Source organism: Arthrobacter sp. 2MCAF14 (genome assembly GCF_052115645.1).
Taxonomy (GTDB): domain Bacteria; phylum Actinomycetota; class Actinomycetes; order Actinomycetales; family Micrococcaceae; genus Arthrobacter.
The window spans coordinates 44,133-64,446 of the sequence record NZ_JBFRHB010000029.1 but is presented as its reverse complement, the minus strand read 5'-3'; the positions used below and the strand labels follow the sequence as shown (position 1 = coordinate 64,446).

Genomic DNA, 20,314 nt, shown 5'->3' with positions numbered 1-20,314 from the left:
ACGGTCCCGAGGACCTCGAGCACGTAGCCCAGGAACTCAATGCACGCCCACGCAAAACGCTCAGCTGGGATACCCCAGCCGAGCGCCTGCGTGACCTACTATTGACGAACTAGACACCATCGGTGTTGCAACGACCCCTAGAATTCGCCCGGTCAGGGGTTCTTTCGAATGCGAGCGTTACTCGGAGCGCTGACCTTCGTTTGAGTCGTCCCCGGCGCCGCCGGTGAACATCAAGCCCTTGGGCTGGATGGAGGCCAGTTCCTTGATCGGGGCGAGAGCCCCCGTTCCCAAGTCCAGGTTTGCCAGATAGGCGGGTCCGGCGTCGGGCACCACCGTGGAGACGGCTTCGCCGGCCTTGAACGGGCCAGTGATGGAGAAGACCTTGTTGTCCTTCGGATCCGTGACCAGGAGGGTCTGGTTGGAGTGGGCCGCGAACACGGTGTCATCCAAGGGCTGGGCAACCGAAAGCACCTGGAGAGCTTGCTTGCTGCTGCCCGGGTTGGAAGCGAAGATCAACTGCTGGTCCGCCTGCGCGTCAAGCATGAAGGAGTTCTTGAACCGCGGAGCGGCCGCCGGAACCTGTGTGTTGGAGTCCGGGTCCGTGAGGCCGAGCGTGGTCGCCTTTCCAGCCTGGGGGCCATTGGCTGCGGTAGCCGTGGCGCTGTCGCCGAAAAGAGGCGTCAGTTTGGCGGTGGCGCCTTCCAATGCAACGGAATAGGCGGCGGGACCCGAAGTATCAACCGGCGCTGAGGCACTGACGAGGATCTTGCCGTTCACGACAGATACGGCATCGGTTCCCCCACCGTGGGTGAGGCCCGAATATGTGTACGTGGTCAGCGGCTTCGCCTGCTCAGGGCTGAGGGTCGAGAAGCTCGAGTTGCCGTCCTCGTTGGCGGTGAGGAGGAGACGGTGGTGTTCCGGGTCGGCCGTAAGCCCATCAACCTTGCCCGTGACCTGCCAGGACTTGCCGGGCTTGCCGTCGAGGCTGAACTGCTGAATTGTGCTGGCTGTGGTGCCGTTTGCAGAGGCCTCGCCCAAGGGGCCGACGCCATTCTGGAACGAGACGTACACGGAGTCGCCCATGCGAGTGATGTCGTCAGGTGCTGACTCGGTGCCGACCGGGGAGAAGGTCTTCACGGTGAATCCGGCGGCCGGGGCGTGTGCTTCGCCCTCGTCAGCGGCGGATGCCGGCAGGGCAACGGAGGCAAAAGCGGAGGCGGCGACTGCGGCGCCCACCAATACCATCGAGGTCCGCTTGAGCTTGTTGGGTGTAACAGGCATTGAAAATCGTCCTTAGATTGGGGAAACGATGTCCCTGCCAAGCTATGGAGGCGGGCTGGGAGGGAACCGTGTAAAAGGCAAACACCGGGAGACCCGGAGGTTAACGGCAACCATTCCCGCTCCGGACGATGACGCTAAGGAAGACAGCAGTCCGCCAACAGATCGGTGCACCTGCTTGCTTGTGTGGAGCACTGTCATTGCTGTAAGTTACTCACCAGTAACTTACGCGAAGGAGTGCCATGTCCAAGGCAGCAATCGACCTCGAGAATCTCCCGTACGCCGACGGCGACTTCTATGGCTTTGAGCAATTGCTCACGGGCAAGGAGCAGGACCGGCTGGCTGAGATCCGGGCTTTCCTTTCCCGTGAGGTCAAACCGATTGCCGTCGATTGCTGGAACCGCGGCGAGTTCCCCATGGACCTGATCCCCAAACTGGCCGAAATTGACCTGGTCAGCCCGGTAAGGCGTCAAGGCTATTCCAACCTTTTCGCTGGCCTTGTCCACGCAGAGGCAACCCGCGCCGATGCCTCGATTGCCACGTTCATGGGCGTTCACGATGGCTTGTTCACTGGCTCCATCGAGGCGCTGGCATCTCAAGAGCAAAAGGACGCCTGGCTGCCGGACATTTACTCCCTCAGGAAAATCGGTGCCTTTGGACTGACCGAGCCACTGGGCGGCTCGGACGTCGCAGGCGGCACCCGGACTACTGCGCGCCGCGACGGCGGCAACTGGATCCTCAACGGGGCCAAGCGCTGGATCGGCAACGCCACTTTCTCGGACTGGGTTGTGGTCTTCGCCCGCGACCTCGGCGACAATCAGGTCAAGGGTTTCCTGGTGGACACGAGCCTCCCCGGATTCAAGGCCAGCAAGATCGAGAACAAGATCTCGCTGCGGACCGTCCAGAACGCCGACATCACCCTCGAGAACGTGGTTGTCCCCGACTTCTTCAAGCTGGCCTACGCAAACAGCTTCAGGGACACCAACAAGGTCCTCAAAGTCACGCGGCTTTCGGTCGCGTGGCAGGCAGTGGGCCAGCAGCTTGCCGCGTTCGACGTTGCCCGCCGCTACGCGGTTGAACGGATGCAGTTCGGGAGGCCCCTGGCATCGTTCCAATTGGTGCAGCAACAACTCGTGCAGATCCTGGGCAACACAGTGAGCTCCATGGGCATGATGGTCCGTCTCGCTCAGCTTGAGGATGCCGGGGTGGCCAAGGACGAGCAATCCGCGCTGGCGAAAGCCTTCACCGCGGCCCGCATGCGCGAAAGCGTTGCCCTGGGCCGCGGCATCCTGGGCGGCAACGGCATTGTCACGGACTATGAGATGGCAAAGATCTTCGCCGACGCCGAGGCGATCTACTCCTACGAGGGCACCCACGAAATCAACACCCTTGTCACGGGAAGGGCCATCACGGGCATTTCCGCCATCGTCTAGAGGCAGCACACCGTCTAGCGGCAGCAACACGGACGGCCGGAGATCCGTGACGAAGGCGAGCGGGTTGACGTAGTCCTCCCCATGCCGCGCTCCCCAATGAAGGCACGGTGATCCCGCGCAGTGGCCGGTTTCCAGTACCCCGATGGTTTGGCCCTTGTTCACCGTGGCCCCCTCTGCGAGTTCGCTGTCCACGGGCTCTAAGCTGCTCCGTAGCCCGCCCCCGTGGTCGATGGTGATCACTGGACGGTCCACCACGAGGCCTACGAAGCTCACGGTGCCGTCGGCGGGCGTGGCGACCGTGACGCCGTCGTCGGCTGCTTGTAAATCCACGCCGCGGTGCCCGCTCAACCACGGCTTGTCCGGAGGGTCGAAGGCGCGAACGACGGCGGGCTTGGGGGAGAGCGGCCACGCCCAGCCCGGGCGGGTGCCGGGCGGGCTGGTCGCGCCCGGCGGTGACGACTCAACGGCAGGCGCCGTGACCAAGGCAGCGAGCAAAAGAACATAGGCCGGAAGATGTGCAGTTTTCATGGAACAAGCCTTCGTTGGCGCCGGAGTGTCCGGAAGCCGCCAGTTCGGCTATGTGGAAAACGGTGCGGGAAACCTGCCGAAGGATGGAGGCTGAATCCGGGGCTTTTGCGGTCATAAGGCCGGAGGCGCTGTAGTACACTTGGTGGAGCAGTTTGCTGTGCCCTCAAGCTTGTTCAGAAGCGCTTCTCATTCAGTTGCGCGGGGGTCCCAGGCTGACTACGCGTATCCAACCCTCCAATTGCGAATCCTCGCGGATTCAGTGCTGCGGAGGATTGTGCCTCTTGCGGTCCGGCGAGTCATTGGCCGGATGAGAAGTGCAATGGATGCCAGGAGCCAAGGCCCGTTCGGGTCCGGCTAATTAACCGTCAACTATTGGCAGGGTAAGAGCGGCCCGTGTGGCTCTCTCATGAATGACCTGCCGGAAGGAGCGTCGGCATGCCCGTCGTAACTATGCGCCAGCTGCTTGACAGCGGCGTCCACTTTGGACACCAGACCCGTCGTTGGAACCCGAAGATGAAGCGATTTATCTTCACGGAGCGCAACGGCATCTACATCATTGACCTTCAGCAGTCGCTGTCCTACATCGACCGCGCTTTCGAGTTCGTCAAGGCTACTGTCGCCCACGGCGGCACCGTCCTGTTCGTCGGCACCAAGAAGCAGGCTCAGGAAGCAATTTCCGAGCAGGCTACCCGTGTTGGCCAGCCGTACGTCAACCAGCGTTGGTTGGGCGGTATGCTCACCAACTTCCAGACCGTTGCCAAGCGCATCCAGCGTATGAAGGAACTCGAAGAGATCAACTTCGAGGACGTCGCAGGCTCGGGTTACACCAAGAAGGAGCTCCTGCTCCTTCGCCGTGAACTCACCAAGCTGGAAACCAACCTCGGTGGTATCCGCAACCTGACCAAGGCTCCTTCCGTTCTGTGGGTTGTTGACACGAAGAAGGAACACCTGGCTGTTGACGAAGCCAAGAAGCTGAACATCCCGGTTGTTGCCATCCTGGACACCAACTGCGACCCCGACGAAGTTGACTTCCCGATCCCGGGTAACGACGACGCCATCCGCTCCGTAAACCTGCTGACCCGCGTGGTTGCCGACGCCGTTGCTGAGGGCCTCATCGCCCGTAACCAGCGCGCAACCGGTGCTGCAGAGGCCCCGGAAGAGCCGCTGGCTGAGTGGGAGCGCGAGCTCCTGGAAGGCAGCAAGGCCGAAGCTGCTGAAGCTCCGGCTGCTGAGGCTCCGGCCGCAGAGGCTGCTGAAGCTCCGGCCGCGGAAGCTGTCGAAGCCCCGGCCGCCGAGGCCACCGAAGCTGCTGCTGGCGAAGCCGAAGCAGACAAGTAAATCCGGACCTTTCCCGCACCAATTTCGGTGCGGGGAGCTACTGACAGGATGGCGGCCCACCAGGTGGGCTGCCGTCCTGTCAGTCCGTAAACACATAAATTTCTAGACAGAGGGGTTCACATGGCGAACTACACTGCTGCTGACATCAAGGCCCTGCGCGAGCGCACCGGCGCCGGCATGATGGACGTCAAGAAGGCTCTTGACGAGGCCAACGGCGACGCCGAGAAGGCCATCGAGATCATCCGCATCAAGGGCCTCAAGGGCGCTACCAAGCGTGAAGGCCGCTCCACCGCTGAAGGCCTGGTTGCAGCCAAGGTCACCGGCGGCGTGGGCGTAATGATCGAGGTCAACTGCGAGACCGACTTCGTCGCCAAGGCTGACAAGTTCATCCAGCTGGCCGACAAGGTCCTGGCCGTCGCCGTCGAGTCCGGCGCTGCCGACCTCGAGACCCTGCTGGCCATCGACGTCGACGGCAAGCCCCTTTCCGAGGTTGTCGTCGAAGAAGGCGCCGTTCTTGGCGAAAAGGTTGTTGTCCGCCGCATTGCCCGCATTGAAGGCGGCACGGTTGACGCTTACCTGCACAAGACCTCCAAGGACCTCCCGGCCCAGGTCGGCGTCCTGTTCGCCGTTGAGGGCGAGGGCGACGCCGCTGCTACCGCAGCCCACGACGTTGCCGTCCACGTTGCAGCAATGGCCCCGAACTACCTGAGCCGCGAAGACGTCCCGGCCGAACTGGTCGAGTCCGAGCGCCGCATCGCCGAAGAGACTGCCAAGGCCGAAGGCAAGCCGGAAGCCGCTCTCACCAAGATCGTCGAAGGCCGCGTTACGGGCTTCTACAAGGGTGAAGTTCTCTTGGACCAGGCATTCGCCAAGGACTCCAAGAAGACCGTTGCACAGGTCCTCGAAGAGGCCGGCGTCAAGGCAACTGCCGTTGCCCGTTTCCGCGTCGGAAACTAGTTAGACATACAAAAGGGGTGGTCACTTCGGTGGCCGCCCCTTTTGCATGCAACGGCAGGCCCGCACCGAGTGCATCCACGGCCGGCAGCTTTCTGACCGGCCCCCAGCAAGATAATCTAGCCAGAGTCCACAAACGGGAAGGCACCATGGAAACCGAGAACACTGCAATCCATCCGGAGAAGACCCGTCGTCGTGTACTGCTGAAGCTGTCCGGCGAGGTCATCGGCGGCGGGAAGCTTGGTGTGGACCCGGAAACCGTCCGCGCCATCGCCAAGCAAATCGCCGCGGCTGTTTCTGAGGTCGAGGTGGCAATCGTCGTCGGCGGCGGTAACTTCTTCCGCGGCGCCGAACTGTCCCAGAGCGGCATGGACCGTTCCCGCGCCGACTACATGGGAATGCTCGGCACTGTCATGAACTGCCTGGCCCTGCAGGATTTCCTGGAGCAGGCGGGCGTCGAGACCCGAGTTCAGAGCGCCATCACTATGGGACAGGTAGCCGAGGCCTACATTCCGCGCCGTGCCATCCGCCACATGGAGAAGGGCCGCGTCGTCATCTTCGGTGCGGGCGCAGGCCTTCCGTACTTCTCCACTGACACCGTGGCGGCCCAGCGTGCACTCGAAGTGCATGCCGACGTCGTGCTCATGGCGAAGAGCGGTGTGGACGGCGTGTACACCGCGGATCCCAAGAAGGATCCCACGGCCGAGAAGCTCGAAAAGCTCAGCTACGACGAGGCCCTGCGCCGTGACATCCGCGTCATGGACCAGACCGCTATGACCATGTGCAAGGACAACAATTTGTCCATGGTTGTCTTTGGCATGGAAGGCGAAGGGAACGTCACCCGGGCCATCCTCGGCGAAAAGCTGGGCACCCTGGTCACCCCCTAGCAAGGGCTAGGATATTTCTAGGACTCTTCCGCCCGCAGGGGCGGAAATTTATTGTGCATTGCGGCCCGTGGACCGGGGCGCGACTATTTCTGAGGAGAAACCGTGATCGAAGAAACCTTGCTCGAAGCCGGGGAAAAGATGGACAAGGCGGTCGAGGTAGCCAAGGAGGATTTCGCGTCGATCCGTACCGGTCGTGCGAACCCCGGTCTCTACAACAAGGTGATCGTGGAATACTACGGCACCCCCACACCTCTGCAGCAGCTGGCTTCCTTCGCTATTCCGGACGCCAGGACCATCCTGATCACGCCCTTTGACAAGTCCTCAATGCGCGACATCGAAAGGGCCTTGAGCGACTCCGAGGTCGGCGCCAATCCGTCCAACGACGGCAACGTCATCCGGATCACCATCCCGGAGCTCACCCAGGAACGCCGCAAGGAATACGTCAAGATCGTCAAGGGCAAGGGTGAGGACGCAAAGGTTTCCATCCGAAGCATCCGGCGCAAGGCCAAGGACGCCCTGGACAAGCTCGTCAAGGACGGCGAAGCCGGCGAAGACGAGGGTGCCCGTGGCGAAAAGGAACTCGACGCCATCACCAAGGCACACGTCGATGGCATCGACGAGCTCCTCAAGCGCAAGGAAGCCGAGCTGCTCGAGGTCTGATGAGCGAGGCTGAGCCGGCGCCCGCGCAGGGAATTCCCACACGCGCCAGACGCCAACGAGGCAACCCAACGCCCAAGGCCGGCCGGAATCTTCCGGCCGCCATCGGCGTCGGGCTCGCCATGCTCTTTGCCGTTCTCGGCGGGCTGCTGTTCCTGCCGCTGGGGTTCGTTCTCCTGACCACCGCGTTTGCGGTCCTCGGCGTGTGGGAAATTTTCCGGGCGCTCGAAGCCCAGGGCACCAGGATGCCGATCATCCCCGTGTTGACCGGTACCGTGGCGATGCCGCTGGCGGCTTACTTCGGTGGCACCGAAAGCCTGCTCTTCGCGATGGTGCTGAGCAGCACGGCCGTCCTGCTCTGGCGTTCCCTTGAAAGCGCTGCCGGAGCTCCGCGCAGCGTCTTCTCCGGAATCTTCACGCTTGCCTGGGTGCCTTTCCTGATCAGCTTTGCCATCCTGCCTCTCCATACAGGCGGGGGAGCGACGACGGCGGGTCCCTGGCCCGATGGGCAGGTTCCGGCGGGTGCCTGGCAGATTGCCGTGATGTTGCTGCTGGTAGTGTCCAACGATACTTTCGGGTACCTCGTCGGGGCGCTGTTCGGCAAGCATCCGATGGCTCCCAAGATCAGCCCCAAAAAGACCTGGGAAGGGTTCGCTGGCTCGGTGGCAGGTGCCATGGTCATCGGGATCCTCGCCAGCATCTTCGTCCTGGGCCGGCCGTGGTGGGTCGGTGTGGTGCTCGCCGTGGGCATGGTGGCCGCGGCTACCGCCGGAGACCTCGCGGAATCCATGGTCAAACGGGAACTTGGCGTCAAGGACATGAGCAGCATCCTGCCCGGTCACGGCGGGGTCATGGACCGCCTCGACTCGATCGTCTTCGCGGCACCGGCAGCATATATTCTTTTCGCGCTGTTGAGCGGCGCCTGACAACCACCCAGAAGGAAAGCAGTGGCAGTGGACATTCGTCGCCAGATCCCCGCAGCATTTGAGCGCGTGGCGCACAGCAAGTACGGCTACAACGCAAGGCAAGTGGACCAGTTTTTCCAGCGCGCCCGGTTGTCGTTTGAAAACAGGGCCGAGGTAGCGGAGAAAATCGGCAGCAGCGATGTGCGCGCGGTTTCGTTTGATCCTGTCAAGGGCGGCTACGACGCCACCGCTGTGGACGCCGCATTGGACCGCCTCGAAGATGCCTTCGCCCGGCGTGAACGCGACGAGCTGATAGCGGCCGAAGGCGAGGAAGCCTGGTTGCTGAAGATCGGCAAACTCTCCGGAGTGTTGCGCGGCCGTTTGCACCGGCCTGATGGCGAACGTTTCCGCCGGCCCGACAAGAAGCGTGCGCGCAGCTACAACATCGCCGAGGTCGATGCCTTGTGCGTCTCCCTGATCGGTTACCTGGAGAACGACAAACCGCTGAGCGTCGACAACGTCCGCCGAGCCGCTTTCTCCGAGGCCCGCGGGCGCGACGGTTACGAAGAGTCGCAGGTTGATGCCTTCCTCGACCGGGTTGTCGAACTCATGGCGGCGATCGACTAGCTAAACCCAGGCGGACGCCCGTCACCTTCGGCGCCCGCGCGCCTCAGCTCCGCGCACCCTCAACGGAGCTGGCGCTCCGTGGCCACCGGTCGTTCCGGGACATGAAGCCTGGTCATCAGCCGGGTCACGGTCCCCGGGATGCGGTGTTTCGTGGCCCGCGAGACGAGCACCATCACGGCAAACGCGGCCGGCACCGTCCACGCCGCGGGCTGGGCAATCCATCCGGGCGCGGCGGAACCGATGATCGTGCTCGATACGAGCGCACCCCCGCACAGGACGGCTCCCGTCAGCATGCCGACAATCGCGCCTGCGTCGCTCAGGCCCCGCCACCAAATGCCCAGGACCAGGACCGGACAAATGGTGGACGCCGTGAAAGCGAACACCAGCCCTACACTGCCGGCCAGGGCCATCGAATCCGTGGTGAACGCAAAAGCCAAGGGGACAGCGACCGCCAGGAGGGTGGCCACCCGGAATCCGTGCACGCTCCCGCCAAGAAGGTCCTGGCTGATAACGCCGGCCAGCGAAACCACCAATCCCGACGTCGTCGAGAGGAATGCGGCAAATGCGCCGGCGACCACCAATGCGGACAGCAGATCGCCGGGCACGCCACCCAGCAGCTTTCCAGGCAGCAGCAGGACCATGGCGTCGGGCCGTCCGTTGCGTGCAAGCTCAGGTGCGAAGACCCGCCCGAGCAGGCCGGACGCCGTCGGGAACAAATAGAAGACCGACAACAGGCCCAGCACGATAAGGGTGGTCCGGCGGGCCGATTGGCCGTCCGGGTTGGTGTAGAAGCGCACAAGGACGTGGGGGAGTCCCAGCGTTCCGAAAAGCAGTGCCACCAGGAGCGAGACAGTCTGGTAGAGCCCGGCTGCGGGGAGGCCCGTGGGATTGCTGGATGCCTCCGCAAGGACCGGTGAGCCGCCGCCGGTCTGGTTCAGCAGCAGGAACACGACAGGAACGGCCAACGCCGTTAACTTGAGCCAGTATTGGAAAGCCTGGACGAAGGTGATGGAACGCATGCCACCAGCCACTACCGTCACGCAGACCACGGCGACGACGGCGATGGAGCCCACCCAGGAAGGCAATCCTGTGCTGATCCGGATGGTGAGCCCGGCGCCTTGAAGCTGCGGCACGATATAGAGCCATCCGACAGCCACGACGATAAGGCTCGTCACGCGTCGGACGGCTTTCGACTCGAGCCTGGCCTCCGTGAAATCCGGAATCGTGTAGGCGCCCGATCGGCGCAAGGGGGCGGCCACGAACAGCAGCAGCATCAGGTAGCCGGCCGTGTAGCCCACGGGGAACCACAGAGCATCCGTTCCGGTCAGCAGGATCAGTCCTGCGACGCCCAGGAAACTCGCGGCCGACAGGTATTCGCCGCCGATCGCCGAGGCATTCCACCATGGCCGGACAGTGCGGGATGCCACGTAAAAGTCGCCCGTGGTGCGCGAAATGCGCAGGCCGTAGAAGCCGATCGCCGCCGTCGCGAGCGCCACACCCAGAAAAGCGGCGAGCCCGACGGCGGGATTCACTTCTCCTCCACAAGATCGCGGTAGCGGGCTTCGTTCCTTGCCGCGGAGCGGTTATACGACCAGGCGCTCAGGCCGATCACCGGATAAAATGCCGCTCCAAGAATGATCCAATTGACCGGGATGCCCAGAATCCGCATTTGCGCGAGCTGGGGGATCAGCGCCACCATGGAGCCGTAGGCGGCCAGGACCAGCAGGAATCCGGAAGCCACAACCACAGCCAGGCGCAACTGCGAACGGATGAGTGACCGGACGAAGACCTGCCCGACGTCCGAGTCCTCGGCGGCCTCGCGCGAATGGTATGGACGCTTCGGGGCTATCCGGGCAGCTGACTGCGGGGCCGTGACCCTGACGCGGGTCATCCTTGTGGCCGGATCCGGGTGGCCTCGAGTTTGTCCCGCACGGCCGGAAGATGCCTGCGGCTGATCGGCAGTTCGGCTCCGGCCACGGTGACACTTGGCCGTGCCGCGGCCAGTTTCATATGCCCCACGTGGTTGAGGGACATCAGATAGGAGCGGTGGATGCGGATGAATCCGGCTTCCGCCCACTGCTGTTCAAGGTCGCTCAGGGGTACCCGGATCAGGTAGCTCGCCTCTGCGGTGTGCAGCCGGGCGTAGTCTCCCTGGGCCTGGACGTAGCTGACGTCGTCCCTCCGGATCATGCGGGTGGTTCCGCCTTGGTCAACGGTGATCATCTCGGGCACCTTGCTGCCGTCCTTGATGAGCTCGCTGATGCGGCTGATGGACCTCGCCAGGCGCTCGGCACGCACCGGTTTGAGCAGATAGTCGACGGCGGCCAGTTCGAACGCCTCAAGCGCACAGTCCTCGTCGGCGGTGACGAAGACGACGGCGGGAGGGCGGGGGCTGCGCGAGATGGCGCGGGCGATGTCCAAGCCGGAAAGCGCGGGCATGTGGATGTCCAGGAAGACAGCGTCCACGGATTCCGTTTCGAGGGCGCTGAGGGCTTCGGCGCCTGAGACTGCGCGGTGGATGGCACCGATGCGCTCGTCCCGACCCAGCAGGTAGGCGAGCTCTTCAACGGCGGGGAGCTCGTCGTCGGCGACGAGTACGTTGATCATGGTTATAGATTAGCCTCAGGCATCATGGCTCGGCTGGGACTTTGGCACGCGGATGGTGATCAAGGTGCCCTCGCCCGGTGCGGTTTCGATGACGAGGCCGTGTTCGTCCCCGTAGACCTGCCGAAGTCGGGCATCGACGTTCCGCAGTCCAACGTGGTCGCCGTCGGCGTGCCCCGCCAGGACAGAGCGCAGGTGTTCCGGATCAATGCCCACGCCGTCGTCCTCGATGGTGACCTCCGCGAACGCCCCGGAGTCGTTGGCGCAGATGGTGATGTGCCCCGGTCCTTCCTTCGCTTCCAGCCCATGGCGCACGGCGTTTTCCACGAGCGGTTGCAGGCTCAGGAAGGGAATCACCGTGCTCAGGACTTCGGGCGCGATCCTGAGGCTCACTTGTACCCGGTCTCCAAAGCGTGCCTTCTCCAACAGTAAGTAGCGGTCAATGCTCCGAAGTTCCTCCGCCAGGGTGGTGAAATCGCCGTGGCGGCGGAAGGAATACCGGGTGAAATCGGCGAACTCGACCACCAACTCCCTCGCCCTGGCGGGGTCAGTGTTGATGAACGAGGCAATGGCGTTGAGCGAGTTGTAGATGAAGTGGGGGCTGATTTGTGCGCGCAGGGCCCTGACTTCGGCCTCCATGAGCAAGGTGCGTGAAGCATCGAGCTCGGCCAATTCGACTTGCACGGCCACCCAGTCGGCCAGCTCGCTTGTCGCCCGGACCAACCCCGCACCGGTTTGCGGGGCGAAGGCCGCGACGGCTCCCACCACGCGGTTTCCGGCCCTGATCGGCGCGACGACGGCGTTCAGTGCGTGCGAAGCCGGGACAACCACGGTCCGCCCGTCGGAGAGCACTCCCGAGGCGAGCTCCATCAGTACCGCTTTGAGTTCTTCCGCCGCGCCATCCCACGCCAGGACTGACTCGGTGTCGGTGATCGCCAGGGCGTCGCAGCCAAGCAGGGAACGCAATTGCTTGCTTGCCTTGGCCGCTCCCGCCGCGTGGAGCCCCGTGCGCAGGTGCTGTCCCGCGCGCGACGCCGCGTGCAGGGTCTGGTAGGTGGCCCTCTCGGCGTCGGTTCCCAGCTCGCGGAAGGAACGGATCACCTTGAGGCCGACCCCGACGACGATCGCCACGGCGAGCACGATGACCGCAATGGCGGCGGCGGTGACGAGCGGGGAATCCGGCATGGAGCAAGACTAGCGAACCCGCCGTTCGGCGCAGCAACGTGCCCGCTGGGCGACGCCTGTGCCGGTGAATCTGGAAGTGGCGCCGCCGCCGGGCGGATAGTGATTCCAGTCACATCGGCCAGGAGTGTGTGGTCGATGTAGACGTCCACAACCAGGAGGAAGCCATGGGTAACGAGGCCCAGACACCGGACGCAGCAGCGTCCGTTGATTTCCAGGAAGTCCAGCAAACGGGGCAGTTTCAGGAGCTTCGCAAGCGCCACCGCAGTTTTGTCTTTCCAATGGCCATCGCATTCCTGCTTTGGTACTTCGCTTACGTCCTGCTGGCTGACTACGCGGTGGGCTTCATGTCCACCAAGCTGTGGGGCAACATCAACGTCGGCTTGGTCTTGGGCCTGCTGCAGTTCGTCTCAACTTTCGGAATTACGGGCTGGTACGTTCACTACTCCAACAGGAAACTGGACCCGATAGCCACGGAAATCCGGAATGAGATCGAGGGCCATGAGTTCGACAAGGGCAGCACCGTGAGGGGGGCAGCGAAATGAGTGCCATGGTCCCGATGGTCAACGTTGCCGCTCTGAAGGACACCACGCTGTTGAACATGGGCATCTTCGCCCTGTTCGTCCTGGTCACCATGGTGATCGTCTTCCGGGCCAGCCGGAACAACAAAACGGCTGCCGACTACTATGCCGCCGGGCGCTCGTTCACCGGTTCGCAGAACGGCACCGCCATCGCCGGCGACTACCTCTCCGCGGCCTCCTTCCTCGGAATCACCGGGGCGATCGCGGTCAACGGCTACGACGGCTTCCTGTATTCGATCGGGTTCCTCGTCGCATGGCTTGTCGCGTTGCTGCTTGTCGCCGAACTCATGCGCAACACGGGTAAGTTCACCATGGCCGATGTGCTTTCCTTCCGGCTGCGCCAGCGCCCGGTGCGGATCGCCGCGGCCCTGACCACTTTGGTCGTCTGCTTTTTCTACCTGCTGGCGCAGATGGCCGGCGCCGGAAGCCTCATCTCCTTGCTCCTGGGCATCAGCGACTGGGGCGGACAAGCCCTGGTGATTGTCGTCGTCGGCGCCCTCATGATCATGTACGTGCTGATCGGAGGAATGAAGGGCACCACTTGGGTCCAGATCATCAAAGCCGTGCTGCTCATCTGCGGTGCGGCAGTCATGACGCTCTGGGTGCTGTCCATCTACGGCTTCAACCTGTCGAACCTGTTGGGTGCTGCCGCAGACTCTGCCAAGAACCCCAACGTGTTGAACCCCGGCTTGCAGTACGGCAAGACCGAGACCTCCAAGCTGGACTTCCTGTCCCTCGGCTTGGCACTCGTCCTCGGCACCGCCGCCCTGCCACACGTGCTGATGCGCTTCTACACTGTTCCCACGGCGAAGGAAGCCCGCAAATCGGTGGTCTGGTCCATCTGGCTGATCGGCTTGTTCTATCTGTTTACCCTGGTCCTCGGCTACGGCGCGGCAGCCCTCGTTGGAGCCGACACCATCAAATCGGCCCCGGGCGGGGTGAACTCCGCTGCGCCGCTCCTGGCGTTCCACCTGGGCGGGCCGTTGCTGCTCGGCTTCATCTCGGCCGTTGCGTTCGCCACGATCCTTGCGGTGGTGGCCGGTTTGACCATCACGGCAGCGGCGTCGTTCGCCCACGATATCTATGCGAACGTCATTTCCAAGGGCAAGGCCGGCGCCGGAACCGAGGTCAAAGTGGCCCGGCGGACCGTGGTGGTCATCGGGGTCCTTGCGATCGTTGGCGGTATTTTCGCCAATGGACAGAACGTAGCGTTCCTCGTCGCCCTCGCCTTCGCAGTGGCGGCGTCAGCGAATTTGCCGACCATCCTCTACTCCCTGTTCTGGAAGAAGTTCACCACCCAGGGCGCCACCTGGAGCATGTACGGCGGGCTGTCGGCGGCCATCATCCTGATTGCCTTGTCGCCCGTTGTTTCCGGTGCCAAGACGTCAATGATCCCGGGCGCCAACTTCGCAGTGTTCCCTCTGAGCAACCCGGGGCTCGTGTCCATTCCACTCGCCTTCCTGCTTGGCTGGCTCGGAACCGTCGTGGACAAGCGGCGCGAAGACACGTCGAAGCAGGCCGAGATGGAAGTCCGTTCCCTGACCGGCGTCGGAGCCGAGAAAGCGGTGAACCACTAGGAGTATCCGTCCAGCACAGAAATCCCTCCCGCACTCAGTGTGGGAGGGATTTCTGCTGCGGATTGGCGTGACGCCCTAGTGGTTATGGCCGCCCGGCAGCGAGTGCTCTCCGTGCGGGACGGCGTGCGCTCCGGCCACCGAGGCGGCGAGGCCCGGCGTCGCAATTGCTGCGACGACGACGGCGGCGGCGAAGGCAGCCCCCAAGAGCGCGCCGGCCCTCGGGGGACCCGAGGTGGCTCCGCCGTCGTCCTCACGGAACCTGCGGGCGAGCCAGGCAGAGGATCCCAGGGCCATCAGGACCAGGAAAAGAGCAGCCAGATGCCCGCCGTCGAGCACTCTTTCGGCCATGCCGCCAACCAGGAATCCAACATGGACAATGACGGCCGCGAGGAGGCCCATGGTTGTCGGCTTACGGAACCGGAGCCGCCCCCGCTGGAGGCTTGCAATCGAGCTGGCCAGAAGCGCCAGACCCCAGGCCCCGAAGACGCCGCCCGCCCACACCAGAGGTCCCCGGCTCGAAATGTAACTCGATGCGATGGAAAGTTCCACGAGGCCGGCCCCCATTCCCGCGAAGCAGGAAAACAGGGTGAGGGATGCCCCGGCGGTGGGTCCAACGCTCGTCGCTGCTTGAGCTGACACGGACGGCTCCTTACGGGTTTCGAGGTTTTCTAGACGTGGGCCCTGGTGGTGGTGGCCGGAACCTTGTCCTGTGAGAGACCGATGCCGAGAAGCACCACAGCGCTGGCGAGGTGCAGTACGTTGTCTGCGCCGTTGAGGGCAATGATGTTCAGGGCGGAGCCCACGAGGAACAGTCCGAGGATGCCGACAAGCAAGTAGACCGCGCCGACCGTCGTGTTGATGGTCTTGGACAGCACAGTGCTGTTCATGCCCGCGTAGAGCAGGGCGGCGCCGATGGCGAGGTGGATGATGTTGTGCAGGGGGTTTACCGCAAAGATGATCAGATTGGCACCCTCGGTGGCGAAGAATCCAATTCCCGAGGTGAGAAAGAATCCCACGACACCCACGAGCAGGTAGACGGCTCCAAAGATGGTGGCGATCAGGCGGTTGGGCGAAGTGCGCATGGTCCAAACCTTCCGGTATGGCCGGTTTTGAATCCGGCCTTGTGTTCGAAACCCCGGACGGGGCTCTCAACCAGATATTCGGACCACCCGGGGCTATGGATGGGTGGGATGGGACGAATTTTTTCGACGTTGGCCGGGCTCAGCCGGTACGGAGCGCTTTCTTGGTGTTCCGGTTCAACAACGGCTGCACCCGGAAGGGAATCAATTCGCCCATGGACATCGCAGTGTCCGTCCGTTCCACTCCGTCACACGCGAGGATCTTGCCGTTGATCCGGAACAAATCCTCGGCGTCGAGCGCTACCACCCGCAGCAGCAGGTCAGCCGAACCGGTCAGGCCGTACCCCTCCAGGATTTCCGGGATTTCCGCGAGGTCCAGGGCAAGCTGTCCAAGCTTTTGCTGCTGAACATGCACCGAGATGAACGCCATGAGGGGATAGCCCAGGGCAGCCGGGTTGATTCGCCGCTCGAAGGAGAGAAACGCGTGCTTCTTTTCCAACTGCGCCATCCGCGCCTGAACGGTATTCCGCGATAATCCCAGCTTCTGTGCCAAGGCGACAACCGTGCCGCGGGGATCCTTCGCCATGGCCGAAAGCAGGCGTGTGTCGGTGCCATCCAAAGCTTGCATAATGCGCAACGTTAGCACGGTGCTCACCCTCTAGATAGGGCAAAATGCGCAGAATTTTCAACGGTGGTTGTACCCAATGAGCATTGTGAGTAGGGTCACAATTAATCCAGGCGACGACGCCCGGATGCTGGCCAGCGGGTGGATCACAAGTCCCTCCAAAGGCCTGCGAGCACGAGCTGAAAGGTGCGATCAACTGTGTTGACGGACGAACCCGGCCAGGACGCCTACAAGGCTTCGAATCCCGGAATCAGTGCAGCAAGCCCGCGTCGGACCGGCGGGGATCTGGTCCAACTGATTTCCCCGGAGGGGGAACGCATCAGCCACCCGGAGTTCGATCTCTGGGTCAGCGATGTCACGGATGAGCAACTGTGCTCTCTGTATGAGGACATGATGGTCATCCGCCGGATCGACGCTGAGGCCACCGCCTTGCAGCGTCAGGGCGAGCTGGCCTTGTGGCCGCCGCTGCTCGGCCAGGAAGCATCACAGATCGGCTCGGGCAGAGCCCTCAGGGACGACGACTTTGTCTTCCCCAGCTACCGCGATAACGGAGTCGCCTACTGCCGAGGCGTGGAGCCAACCGACTTGGTCCGTGCGTGGCGCGGCAATGCTTCGGCCGGGTGGGACCCGTACCGCCACAACATTGCCACCCAGCAGATCATCATCGGCTCGCAATCGCTACACGCCACCGGCTACGCGATGGGTATCCAGTACGACGGAGCAGACTCCGTTGCAGTCGCCTACTTCGGCGACGGCGCCACGAGCGAAGGCGATGTCAACGAGGCAATGGTCTTCGCGGCGAGCTTCCAAGTGCCCGTGGTCTTCATCTGCCAGAACAACCACTGGGCCATCTCTGAACCCGTCCGGATACAGTCACACATCCAGATCGCCGACCGTGCCTCGGGCTTCGGAATCCCCAGCATGCGGGTCGATGGGAACGACGTCCTGGCTGTTCTGGCGGTCACCCGGATTGCGCTGGACCGGGCCCGCAAGGGCGGCGGACCGACGTTCATCGAAGCGGTGACCTACCGCATGGGCCCGCACACGACGGCGGATGATCCCACCCGTTACCGCGACGCCAACGAGCTTGAGGACTGGGCGGCCAAGGACCCGATTAGCCGGCTCAAGGCGCTGCTTCGCACCAAGGGCCTCCTGACCGAAGAGCTCGAAGCCAAGACCCAGGCCAAAGCGGACGAGGTCGCAAAGAGCTTGCGGGCAGGAGTCATCAACATGACCGATCCCGAGCCGCTGGACCTCTTCAAGCACGTGTACAGCACCCCCAACTCCTGGATCGAACGCCAGAAGGACCACTACTCCCGCTATCTGGAAAGCTTCAGCGGATCAACCCAGGAAGGTGCACTCTGATGAGCAAGCTGACCTTCGCCCGAGCCATCAACGCCGGCCTGCGCAAGTCCCTTGAGAACGATCCCAAAGTTGTCCTCATGGGCGAGGACATCGGTGCGCTCGGCGGCGTTTTCCGGGTTACCGACGGACTCCAGAAAGACTTCGGCACACACCGGGTGGTTGACACTCCCTTGGCCGAATCCGCGATTATCGGCACCGCCGTCGGATTGGCGTACCGCGGCTACCGGCCGGTCTGCGAAATCCAATTCGACGGCTTCATCTACCCGGCATTCGACCAGATTGTCAGCCAGGTAGCCAAGATGCACTACCGGACCCAGGGCCGCGTCAAGATGCCCATCACCATCCGGGTACCCTTCGGCGGCGGAATCGGTTCACCCGAGCACCACTCCGAGTCCCCGGAAGCCTACTTCACCCACACCTCGGGCCTGCGCGTCATCAGTGTCTCCAATCCGCAGGATGCGTACACCATGATCCAGCAGGCCATCGCCTCGGATGATCCGGTGCTGTACTTCGAGCCCAAGCGCCGCTACCACGACAAAGGCGAAGTGGATGAGACCGCGGATCTTTCCACGGCGCTGTCCATGGAAAAGGCCAGGGTGGTCACACCAGGCAGCGACGTTACCTTGGTGACGTACGGCCCGCTCGTGAAGACCGCGAACGACGCCGCCATGGCCGCCGCCGACGAAGGAGTCTCCGTGGAGGTTATCGACCTGCGCTCGCTGGCTCCGATCGACTTCCCGGCAGTGGAGGCGTCCGTCCGAAAGACCGGCAGGCTCGTCATCACCCACGAGGCCGCACAGTCCGGCGGGCTCGGCGCCGAAATCGCCGCCAGCATCACCGAGCGGTGCTTCAACTACCTTGAATCGGCGCCGGTCCGGATCACGGGATTCGACATCCCGTACCCGTACTCAAAGCTCGAAATGCACCACCTGCCCGATCTGGACAGGATTCTTGACGGCGTGGACCGCGCACTCGGCCGCGGCAACTCCCTGAGCGGGCTGGAAGGATGAGCGCCACCATGATCAAGGAATTCAGGCTGCCCGACCTCGGCGAAGGACTCACTGAGTCGGAAATCCTCAGTTGGAAGGTCGCGGTGGGGGACACGGTGACCCTGAACCAGGTCATTGCCGAGGTCGAGACGGCCAAGGCCGTGGTTGAGTTGCCCTCGCCTTTCGCGGGAACCGTCGCCGCCCTGCACGAACAAGCCGGTTCCGTTGTGGAGGTCGGAAAGCCGATCGTTTCCTTTGAAGTCGACGACGACGGAGCGGCGCCTTCCGGTGTTGCCGCTTCCGACGAGGCCGCCTCCACGGAAAGCAAGGCGGAGGCCGCAGCGAAGCGTGAGCCGAACCTCGTGGGCTATGGCGCCGTCGTCGAAAAGTCCGGCCGCCCGGCGCGACGCCAGCGGATGTTTGACGGGGGCCCCGCCGAACGCGAGCCCGCCCGGAAACCCGTTGCCGCCGTCGAGCCCGTTCCCGTGGTTGAACATCCCGCGGTTCCAAACGAGCCCGTGGTGGAGCACGAGCGTCCGCGGTCCACGCCTCCGGTCCGTATGTTGGCGAGGGATCTTGGAATTGACCTCGAGCTGGTCAGGGGAACCGGGCCGGGCGGCCTGATCACCCGTTCGGATGTCCAGGACTTCGCAGCAGGGTCCGAGCCGCAGCTCGCAGTTCCCGAAGCCGCACCGGTCGCCGCGCCCGCCGTCGGGGTTTCCGCCGAACGCGAGACCCGCACGCCTATCAAGGGAGTCCGCAAGTTCACGGCCGCTGCCATGGTGCAAAGTGCCTTCACTGCGCCGCACGTGACGGAGTTCCTGACCGTTGACGTCACGCCCACGATGGAACTGCTGACGCGGCTCAAGGCTAGTCGCGAGTTTGCCGGGTACAAGCTGACGCCATTGACGATCGCGGCCAAGGCAGTGTTGATTGCCCTGCGCAGGAACCCGACCCTGAACTCCCGTTGGGACGAAGGCGCACAGGAGATCGTGCAGTTCAACTACGTGAACCTGGGTATCGCCGCCGCCACGCCGCGGGGTCTGACTGTTCCCAACATCAAAGACGCGGACAAGATGACGCTGCTGGAACTGTCCACGGCTTTGTCAGCACTCACGGACACCGCACGTTCAGGCAAGACCTCCCCGGCAGATCTGACGGGCGGCACCATTTCCATCACGAACATCGGCGTGTTCGGGATCGACGCCGGAACCCCCATCTTGAACCCGGGCGAGGCTGCCATCGTAGCCCTGGGATCAGTGCGCAAAGCTCCTTGGGTGCACAACGACGAACTCGCGGTGCGCCAGGTGATGTCACTGAGCCTGTCCTTCGACCACCGGCTGGTGGACGGCGAACAGGGCTCGAAATTCCTGGCCGATTTGGGCGCGATCCTCTCCGACCCTGCAACCGTCATGACGATGATCTAGCCGTTCTTTTCGACGACGCTCGCTCATGTATGTCGTGTTTCTGGGGGACGCTCGCTCATGTATGTCGTGTTTCTCGACGACGCTCGCTCATGTATGTCGTGTTTCTCGACGACGCTCCCTCACGGCGCGGCCCCGGCGTTCAGGCGGGTCTAGTGGAGCGCCCGAAAAGTGAGCGGGCGTTGGCCGGGATGGCGCTATAGGTGAGCGGGCGTTGGCCGGGATGGCGCTATAGGTGAGCGGGCGTTGGCCGGGATGGCGCTATAGGTGAGCGGGCGTTG

The 20,314-nt window shown here is 63.3% G+C and carries 21 protein-coding genes and 1 pseudogene; 13 read left to right on the top strand and 9 right to left on the bottom strand.

Annotation, left to right across the window (positions count from 1 at the left end; all coding sequences use genetic code 11):
* Positions 1-177: 177 nt before the first annotated feature.
* Complete coding sequence (locus AB4074_RS18260) at positions 178-1,281, bottom strand: hypothetical protein (protein ID WP_441414653.1); 1,104 nt, start codon at positions 1,279-1,281, stop codon at positions 178-180.
* Positions 1,282-1,520: 239 nt separating this feature from the next.
* Between AB4074_RS18260 and AB4074_RS18255 the strand changes: the two genes are divergently transcribed.
* Positions 1,521-2,711: an acyl-CoA dehydrogenase family protein gene (locus tag AB4074_RS18255; protein ID WP_441414652.1), complete on the top strand. Its 1,191-nt coding sequence runs from the start codon at positions 1,521-1,523 to the stop codon at positions 2,709-2,711.
* A 120-nt stretch (positions 2,712-2,831) separates the two neighbouring features.
* Here the strand turns inward: AB4074_RS18255 and AB4074_RS18250 are convergent.
* Positions 2,832-3,041: pseudogene (locus AB4074_RS18250) on the bottom strand (peptidoglycan DD-metalloendopeptidase family protein); the annotation flags it as partial.
* On the opposite strand from AB4074_RS18250, the gene AB4074_RS18245 reads away from it, so the two are divergent.
* The 7 genes from AB4074_RS18245 to AB4074_RS18215 all read left to right on the top strand — a co-directional run bounded on the left by AB4074_RS18245 (position 2,941) and on the right by AB4074_RS18215 (position 8,607).
* The gene (locus AB4074_RS18245; RefSeq protein ID WP_441414651.1) at positions 2,941-3,216 is read left to right on the top strand and encodes a hypothetical protein; all 276 of its coding nucleotides are present in this window, start codon (positions 2,941-2,943) and stop codon (positions 3,214-3,216) included. The pseudogene AB4074_RS18250 and the gene AB4074_RS18245 overlap by 101 nt on opposite strands.
* Before the next feature lie 458 nt (positions 3,217-3,674).
* Positions 3,675-4,577 (top strand): 30S ribosomal protein S2, encoded by a 903-nt coding sequence (gene rpsB, locus AB4074_RS18240; RefSeq protein WP_441414650.1) that lies wholly within the window; start codon positions 3,675-3,677, stop codon positions 4,575-4,577.
* A gap of 120 nt (positions 4,578-4,697) precedes the next feature.
* Complete coding sequence (gene tsf / locus AB4074_RS18235) at positions 4,698-5,534, top strand: translation elongation factor Ts (protein ID WP_234753056.1); 837 nt, start codon at positions 4,698-4,700, stop codon at positions 5,532-5,534.
* A gap of 146 nt (positions 5,535-5,680) precedes the next feature.
* Complete coding sequence (pyrH, locus tag AB4074_RS18230) at positions 5,681-6,418, top strand: UMP kinase (RefSeq protein WP_059387847.1); 738 nt, start codon at positions 5,681-5,683, stop codon at positions 6,416-6,418.
* Between the two features lie 102 nt (positions 6,419-6,520).
* On the top strand, positions 6,521-7,078 hold the full coding sequence (frr, locus tag AB4074_RS18225) for a ribosome recycling factor (protein WP_441414649.1): 558 nt from the start codon (positions 6,521-6,523) through the stop codon (positions 7,076-7,078).
* Complete coding sequence (locus AB4074_RS18220) at positions 7,078-8,001, top strand: phosphatidate cytidylyltransferase (RefSeq protein ID WP_441414648.1); 924 nt, start codon at positions 7,078-7,080, stop codon at positions 7,999-8,001. The genes frr and AB4074_RS18220 overlap by 1 nt, the downstream gene beginning before the upstream one ends.
* Before the next feature lie 21 nt (positions 8,002-8,022).
* Positions 8,023-8,607 (top strand): DivIVA domain-containing protein, encoded by a 585-nt coding sequence (locus AB4074_RS18215; protein WP_441414647.1) that lies wholly within the window; start codon positions 8,023-8,025, stop codon positions 8,605-8,607.
* Between the two features lie 59 nt (positions 8,608-8,666).
* Here the strand turns inward: AB4074_RS18215 and AB4074_RS18210 are convergent, their stop codons facing one another.
* From AB4074_RS18210 to AB4074_RS18195, 4 genes are read right to left on the bottom strand one after another with little or no spacing between them, the layout of a single operon-like run.
* Entirely contained in the window at positions 8,667-10,139 is a 1,473-nt protein-coding gene (locus tag AB4074_RS18210) for a sodium/solute symporter (protein WP_441414646.1), read from the bottom strand.
* On the bottom strand, positions 10,136-10,498 hold the full coding sequence (locus AB4074_RS18205; protein ID WP_441414645.1) for a hypothetical protein: 363 nt from the start codon (positions 10,496-10,498) through the stop codon (positions 10,136-10,138). The genes AB4074_RS18210 and AB4074_RS18205 overlap by 4 nt, the downstream gene beginning before the upstream one ends.
* A complete protein-coding gene (locus AB4074_RS18200) occupies positions 10,495-11,214 on the bottom strand; it encodes a LytR/AlgR family response regulator transcription factor (RefSeq protein ID WP_236816590.1) in 720 nt (239 codons plus the stop codon). Before AB4074_RS18200 ends, AB4074_RS18205 begins: the two co-directional genes overlap by 4 nt.
* 15 nt (positions 11,215-11,229) lie before the next feature.
* Positions 11,230-12,396, bottom strand: coding sequence for a histidine kinase (locus AB4074_RS18195; RefSeq protein ID WP_236816591.1), 1,167 nt, complete (start codon positions 12,394-12,396; stop codon positions 11,230-11,232).
* A gap of 164 nt (positions 12,397-12,560) precedes the next feature.
* Between AB4074_RS18195 and AB4074_RS18190 the strand changes: the two genes are divergently transcribed.
* Positions 12,561-12,938: a DUF485 domain-containing protein gene (locus AB4074_RS18190; RefSeq protein ID WP_059387841.1), complete on the top strand. Its 378-nt coding sequence runs from the start codon at positions 12,561-12,563 to the stop codon at positions 12,936-12,938.
* A complete protein-coding gene (locus AB4074_RS18185; RefSeq protein WP_441414644.1) occupies positions 12,935-14,551 on the top strand; it encodes a solute symporter family protein in 1,617 nt (538 codons plus the stop codon). Before AB4074_RS18190 ends, AB4074_RS18185 begins: the two co-directional genes overlap by 4 nt.
* 75 nt (positions 14,552-14,626) lie before the next feature.
* On the opposite strand, the gene AB4074_RS18180 is transcribed toward AB4074_RS18185, so the two are convergent.
* From AB4074_RS18180 to AB4074_RS18170, 3 genes are all read right to left on the bottom strand, one after another.
* Positions 14,627-15,190: a hypothetical protein gene (locus AB4074_RS18180; RefSeq protein ID WP_441414643.1), complete on the bottom strand. Its 564-nt coding sequence runs from the start codon at positions 15,188-15,190 to the stop codon at positions 14,627-14,629.
* 29 nt (positions 15,191-15,219) lie between these two features.
* Positions 15,220-15,633: a DUF4383 domain-containing protein gene (locus AB4074_RS18175; protein WP_441414642.1), complete on the bottom strand. Its 414-nt coding sequence runs from the start codon at positions 15,631-15,633 to the stop codon at positions 15,220-15,222.
* Positions 15,634-15,772: 139 nt separating this feature from the next.
* The gene (locus AB4074_RS18170) at positions 15,773-16,258 is read right to left on the bottom strand and encodes an Lrp/AsnC family transcriptional regulator (protein ID WP_078105724.1); all 486 of its coding nucleotides are present in this window, start codon (positions 16,256-16,258) and stop codon (positions 15,773-15,775) included.
* A gap of 195 nt (positions 16,259-16,453) precedes the next feature.
* On the opposite strand from AB4074_RS18170, the gene pdhA reads away from it, so the two are divergent.
* From pdhA to AB4074_RS18155, 3 genes are read left to right on the top strand one after another with little or no spacing between them, the layout of a single operon-like run.
* Complete coding sequence (gene pdhA, locus AB4074_RS18165) at positions 16,454-17,620, top strand: pyruvate dehydrogenase (acetyl-transferring) E1 component subunit alpha (protein ID WP_441414641.1); 1,167 nt, start codon at positions 16,454-16,456, stop codon at positions 17,618-17,620.
* Positions 17,620-18,630, top strand: coding sequence for an alpha-ketoacid dehydrogenase subunit beta (locus AB4074_RS18160; RefSeq protein WP_441414640.1), 1,011 nt, complete (start codon positions 17,620-17,622; stop codon positions 18,628-18,630). Before pdhA ends, AB4074_RS18160 begins: the two co-directional genes overlap by 1 nt.
* Complete coding sequence (locus tag AB4074_RS18155) at positions 18,627-20,036, top strand: dihydrolipoamide acetyltransferase family protein (protein WP_441414639.1); 1,410 nt, start codon at positions 18,627-18,629, stop codon at positions 20,034-20,036. The genes AB4074_RS18160 and AB4074_RS18155 overlap by 4 nt, the downstream gene beginning before the upstream one ends.
* Positions 20,037-20,314 lie beyond the last annotated feature (278 nt).

Bases quoted from the DNA above. Each gene is read 5' to 3' on its own strand.
- tsf (WP_234753056.1), top strand. From the start codon at position 4,698: ATGGCGAACTACACTGCTGCTGACATCAAGGCCCTGCGCGAGCGCACC.
- AB4074_RS18200 (WP_236816590.1), bottom strand. From the start codon at position 11,214: ATGATCAACGTACTCGTCGCCGACGACGAGCTCCCCGCCGTTGAAGAG.
- AB4074_RS18155 (WP_441414639.1), top strand. From the start codon at position 18,627: ATGAGCGCCACCATGATCAAGGAATTCAGGCTGCCCGACCTCGGCGAA.
- AB4074_RS18255 (WP_441414652.1), top strand. From the start codon at position 1,521: ATGTCCAAGGCAGCAATCGACCTCGAGAATCTCCCGTACGCCGACGGC.
- AB4074_RS18220 (WP_441414648.1), top strand. From the start codon at position 7,078: ATGAGCGAGGCTGAGCCGGCGCCCGCGCAGGGAATTCCCACACGCGCC.
- AB4074_RS18175 (WP_441414642.1), bottom strand. From the start codon at position 15,633: ATGCGCACTTCGCCCAACCGCCTGATCGCCACCATCTTTGGAGCCGTC.
- AB4074_RS18195 (WP_236816591.1), bottom strand. From the start codon at position 12,396: ATGCCGGATTCCCCGCTCGTCACCGCCGCCGCCATTGCGGTCATCGTG.
- AB4074_RS18260 (WP_441414653.1), bottom strand. From the start codon at position 1,281: ATGCCTGTTACACCCAACAAGCTCAAGCGGACCTCGATGGTATTGGTG.
- AB4074_RS18160 (WP_441414640.1), top strand. From the start codon at position 17,620: ATGAGCAAGCTGACCTTCGCCCGAGCCATCAACGCCGGCCTGCGCAAG.
- AB4074_RS18190 (WP_059387841.1), top strand. From the start codon at position 12,561: ATGGGTAACGAGGCCCAGACACCGGACGCAGCAGCGTCCGTTGATTTC.
- AB4074_RS18185 (WP_441414644.1), top strand. From the start codon at position 12,935: ATGAGTGCCATGGTCCCGATGGTCAACGTTGCCGCTCTGAAGGACACC.
- AB4074_RS18245 (WP_441414651.1), top strand. From the start codon at position 2,941: ATGGTGATCACTGGACGGTCCACCACGAGGCCTACGAAGCTCACGGTG.
- AB4074_RS18205 (WP_441414645.1), bottom strand. From the start codon at position 10,498: ATGACCCGCGTCAGGGTCACGGCCCCGCAGTCAGCTGCCCGGATAGCC.
- pyrH (WP_059387847.1), top strand. From the start codon at position 5,681: ATGGAAACCGAGAACACTGCAATCCATCCGGAGAAGACCCGTCGTCGT.
- rpsB (WP_441414650.1), top strand. From the start codon at position 3,675: ATGCCCGTCGTAACTATGCGCCAGCTGCTTGACAGCGGCGTCCACTTT.
- AB4074_RS18170 (WP_078105724.1), bottom strand. From the start codon at position 16,258: ATGCAAGCTTTGGATGGCACCGACACACGCCTGCTTTCGGCCATGGCG.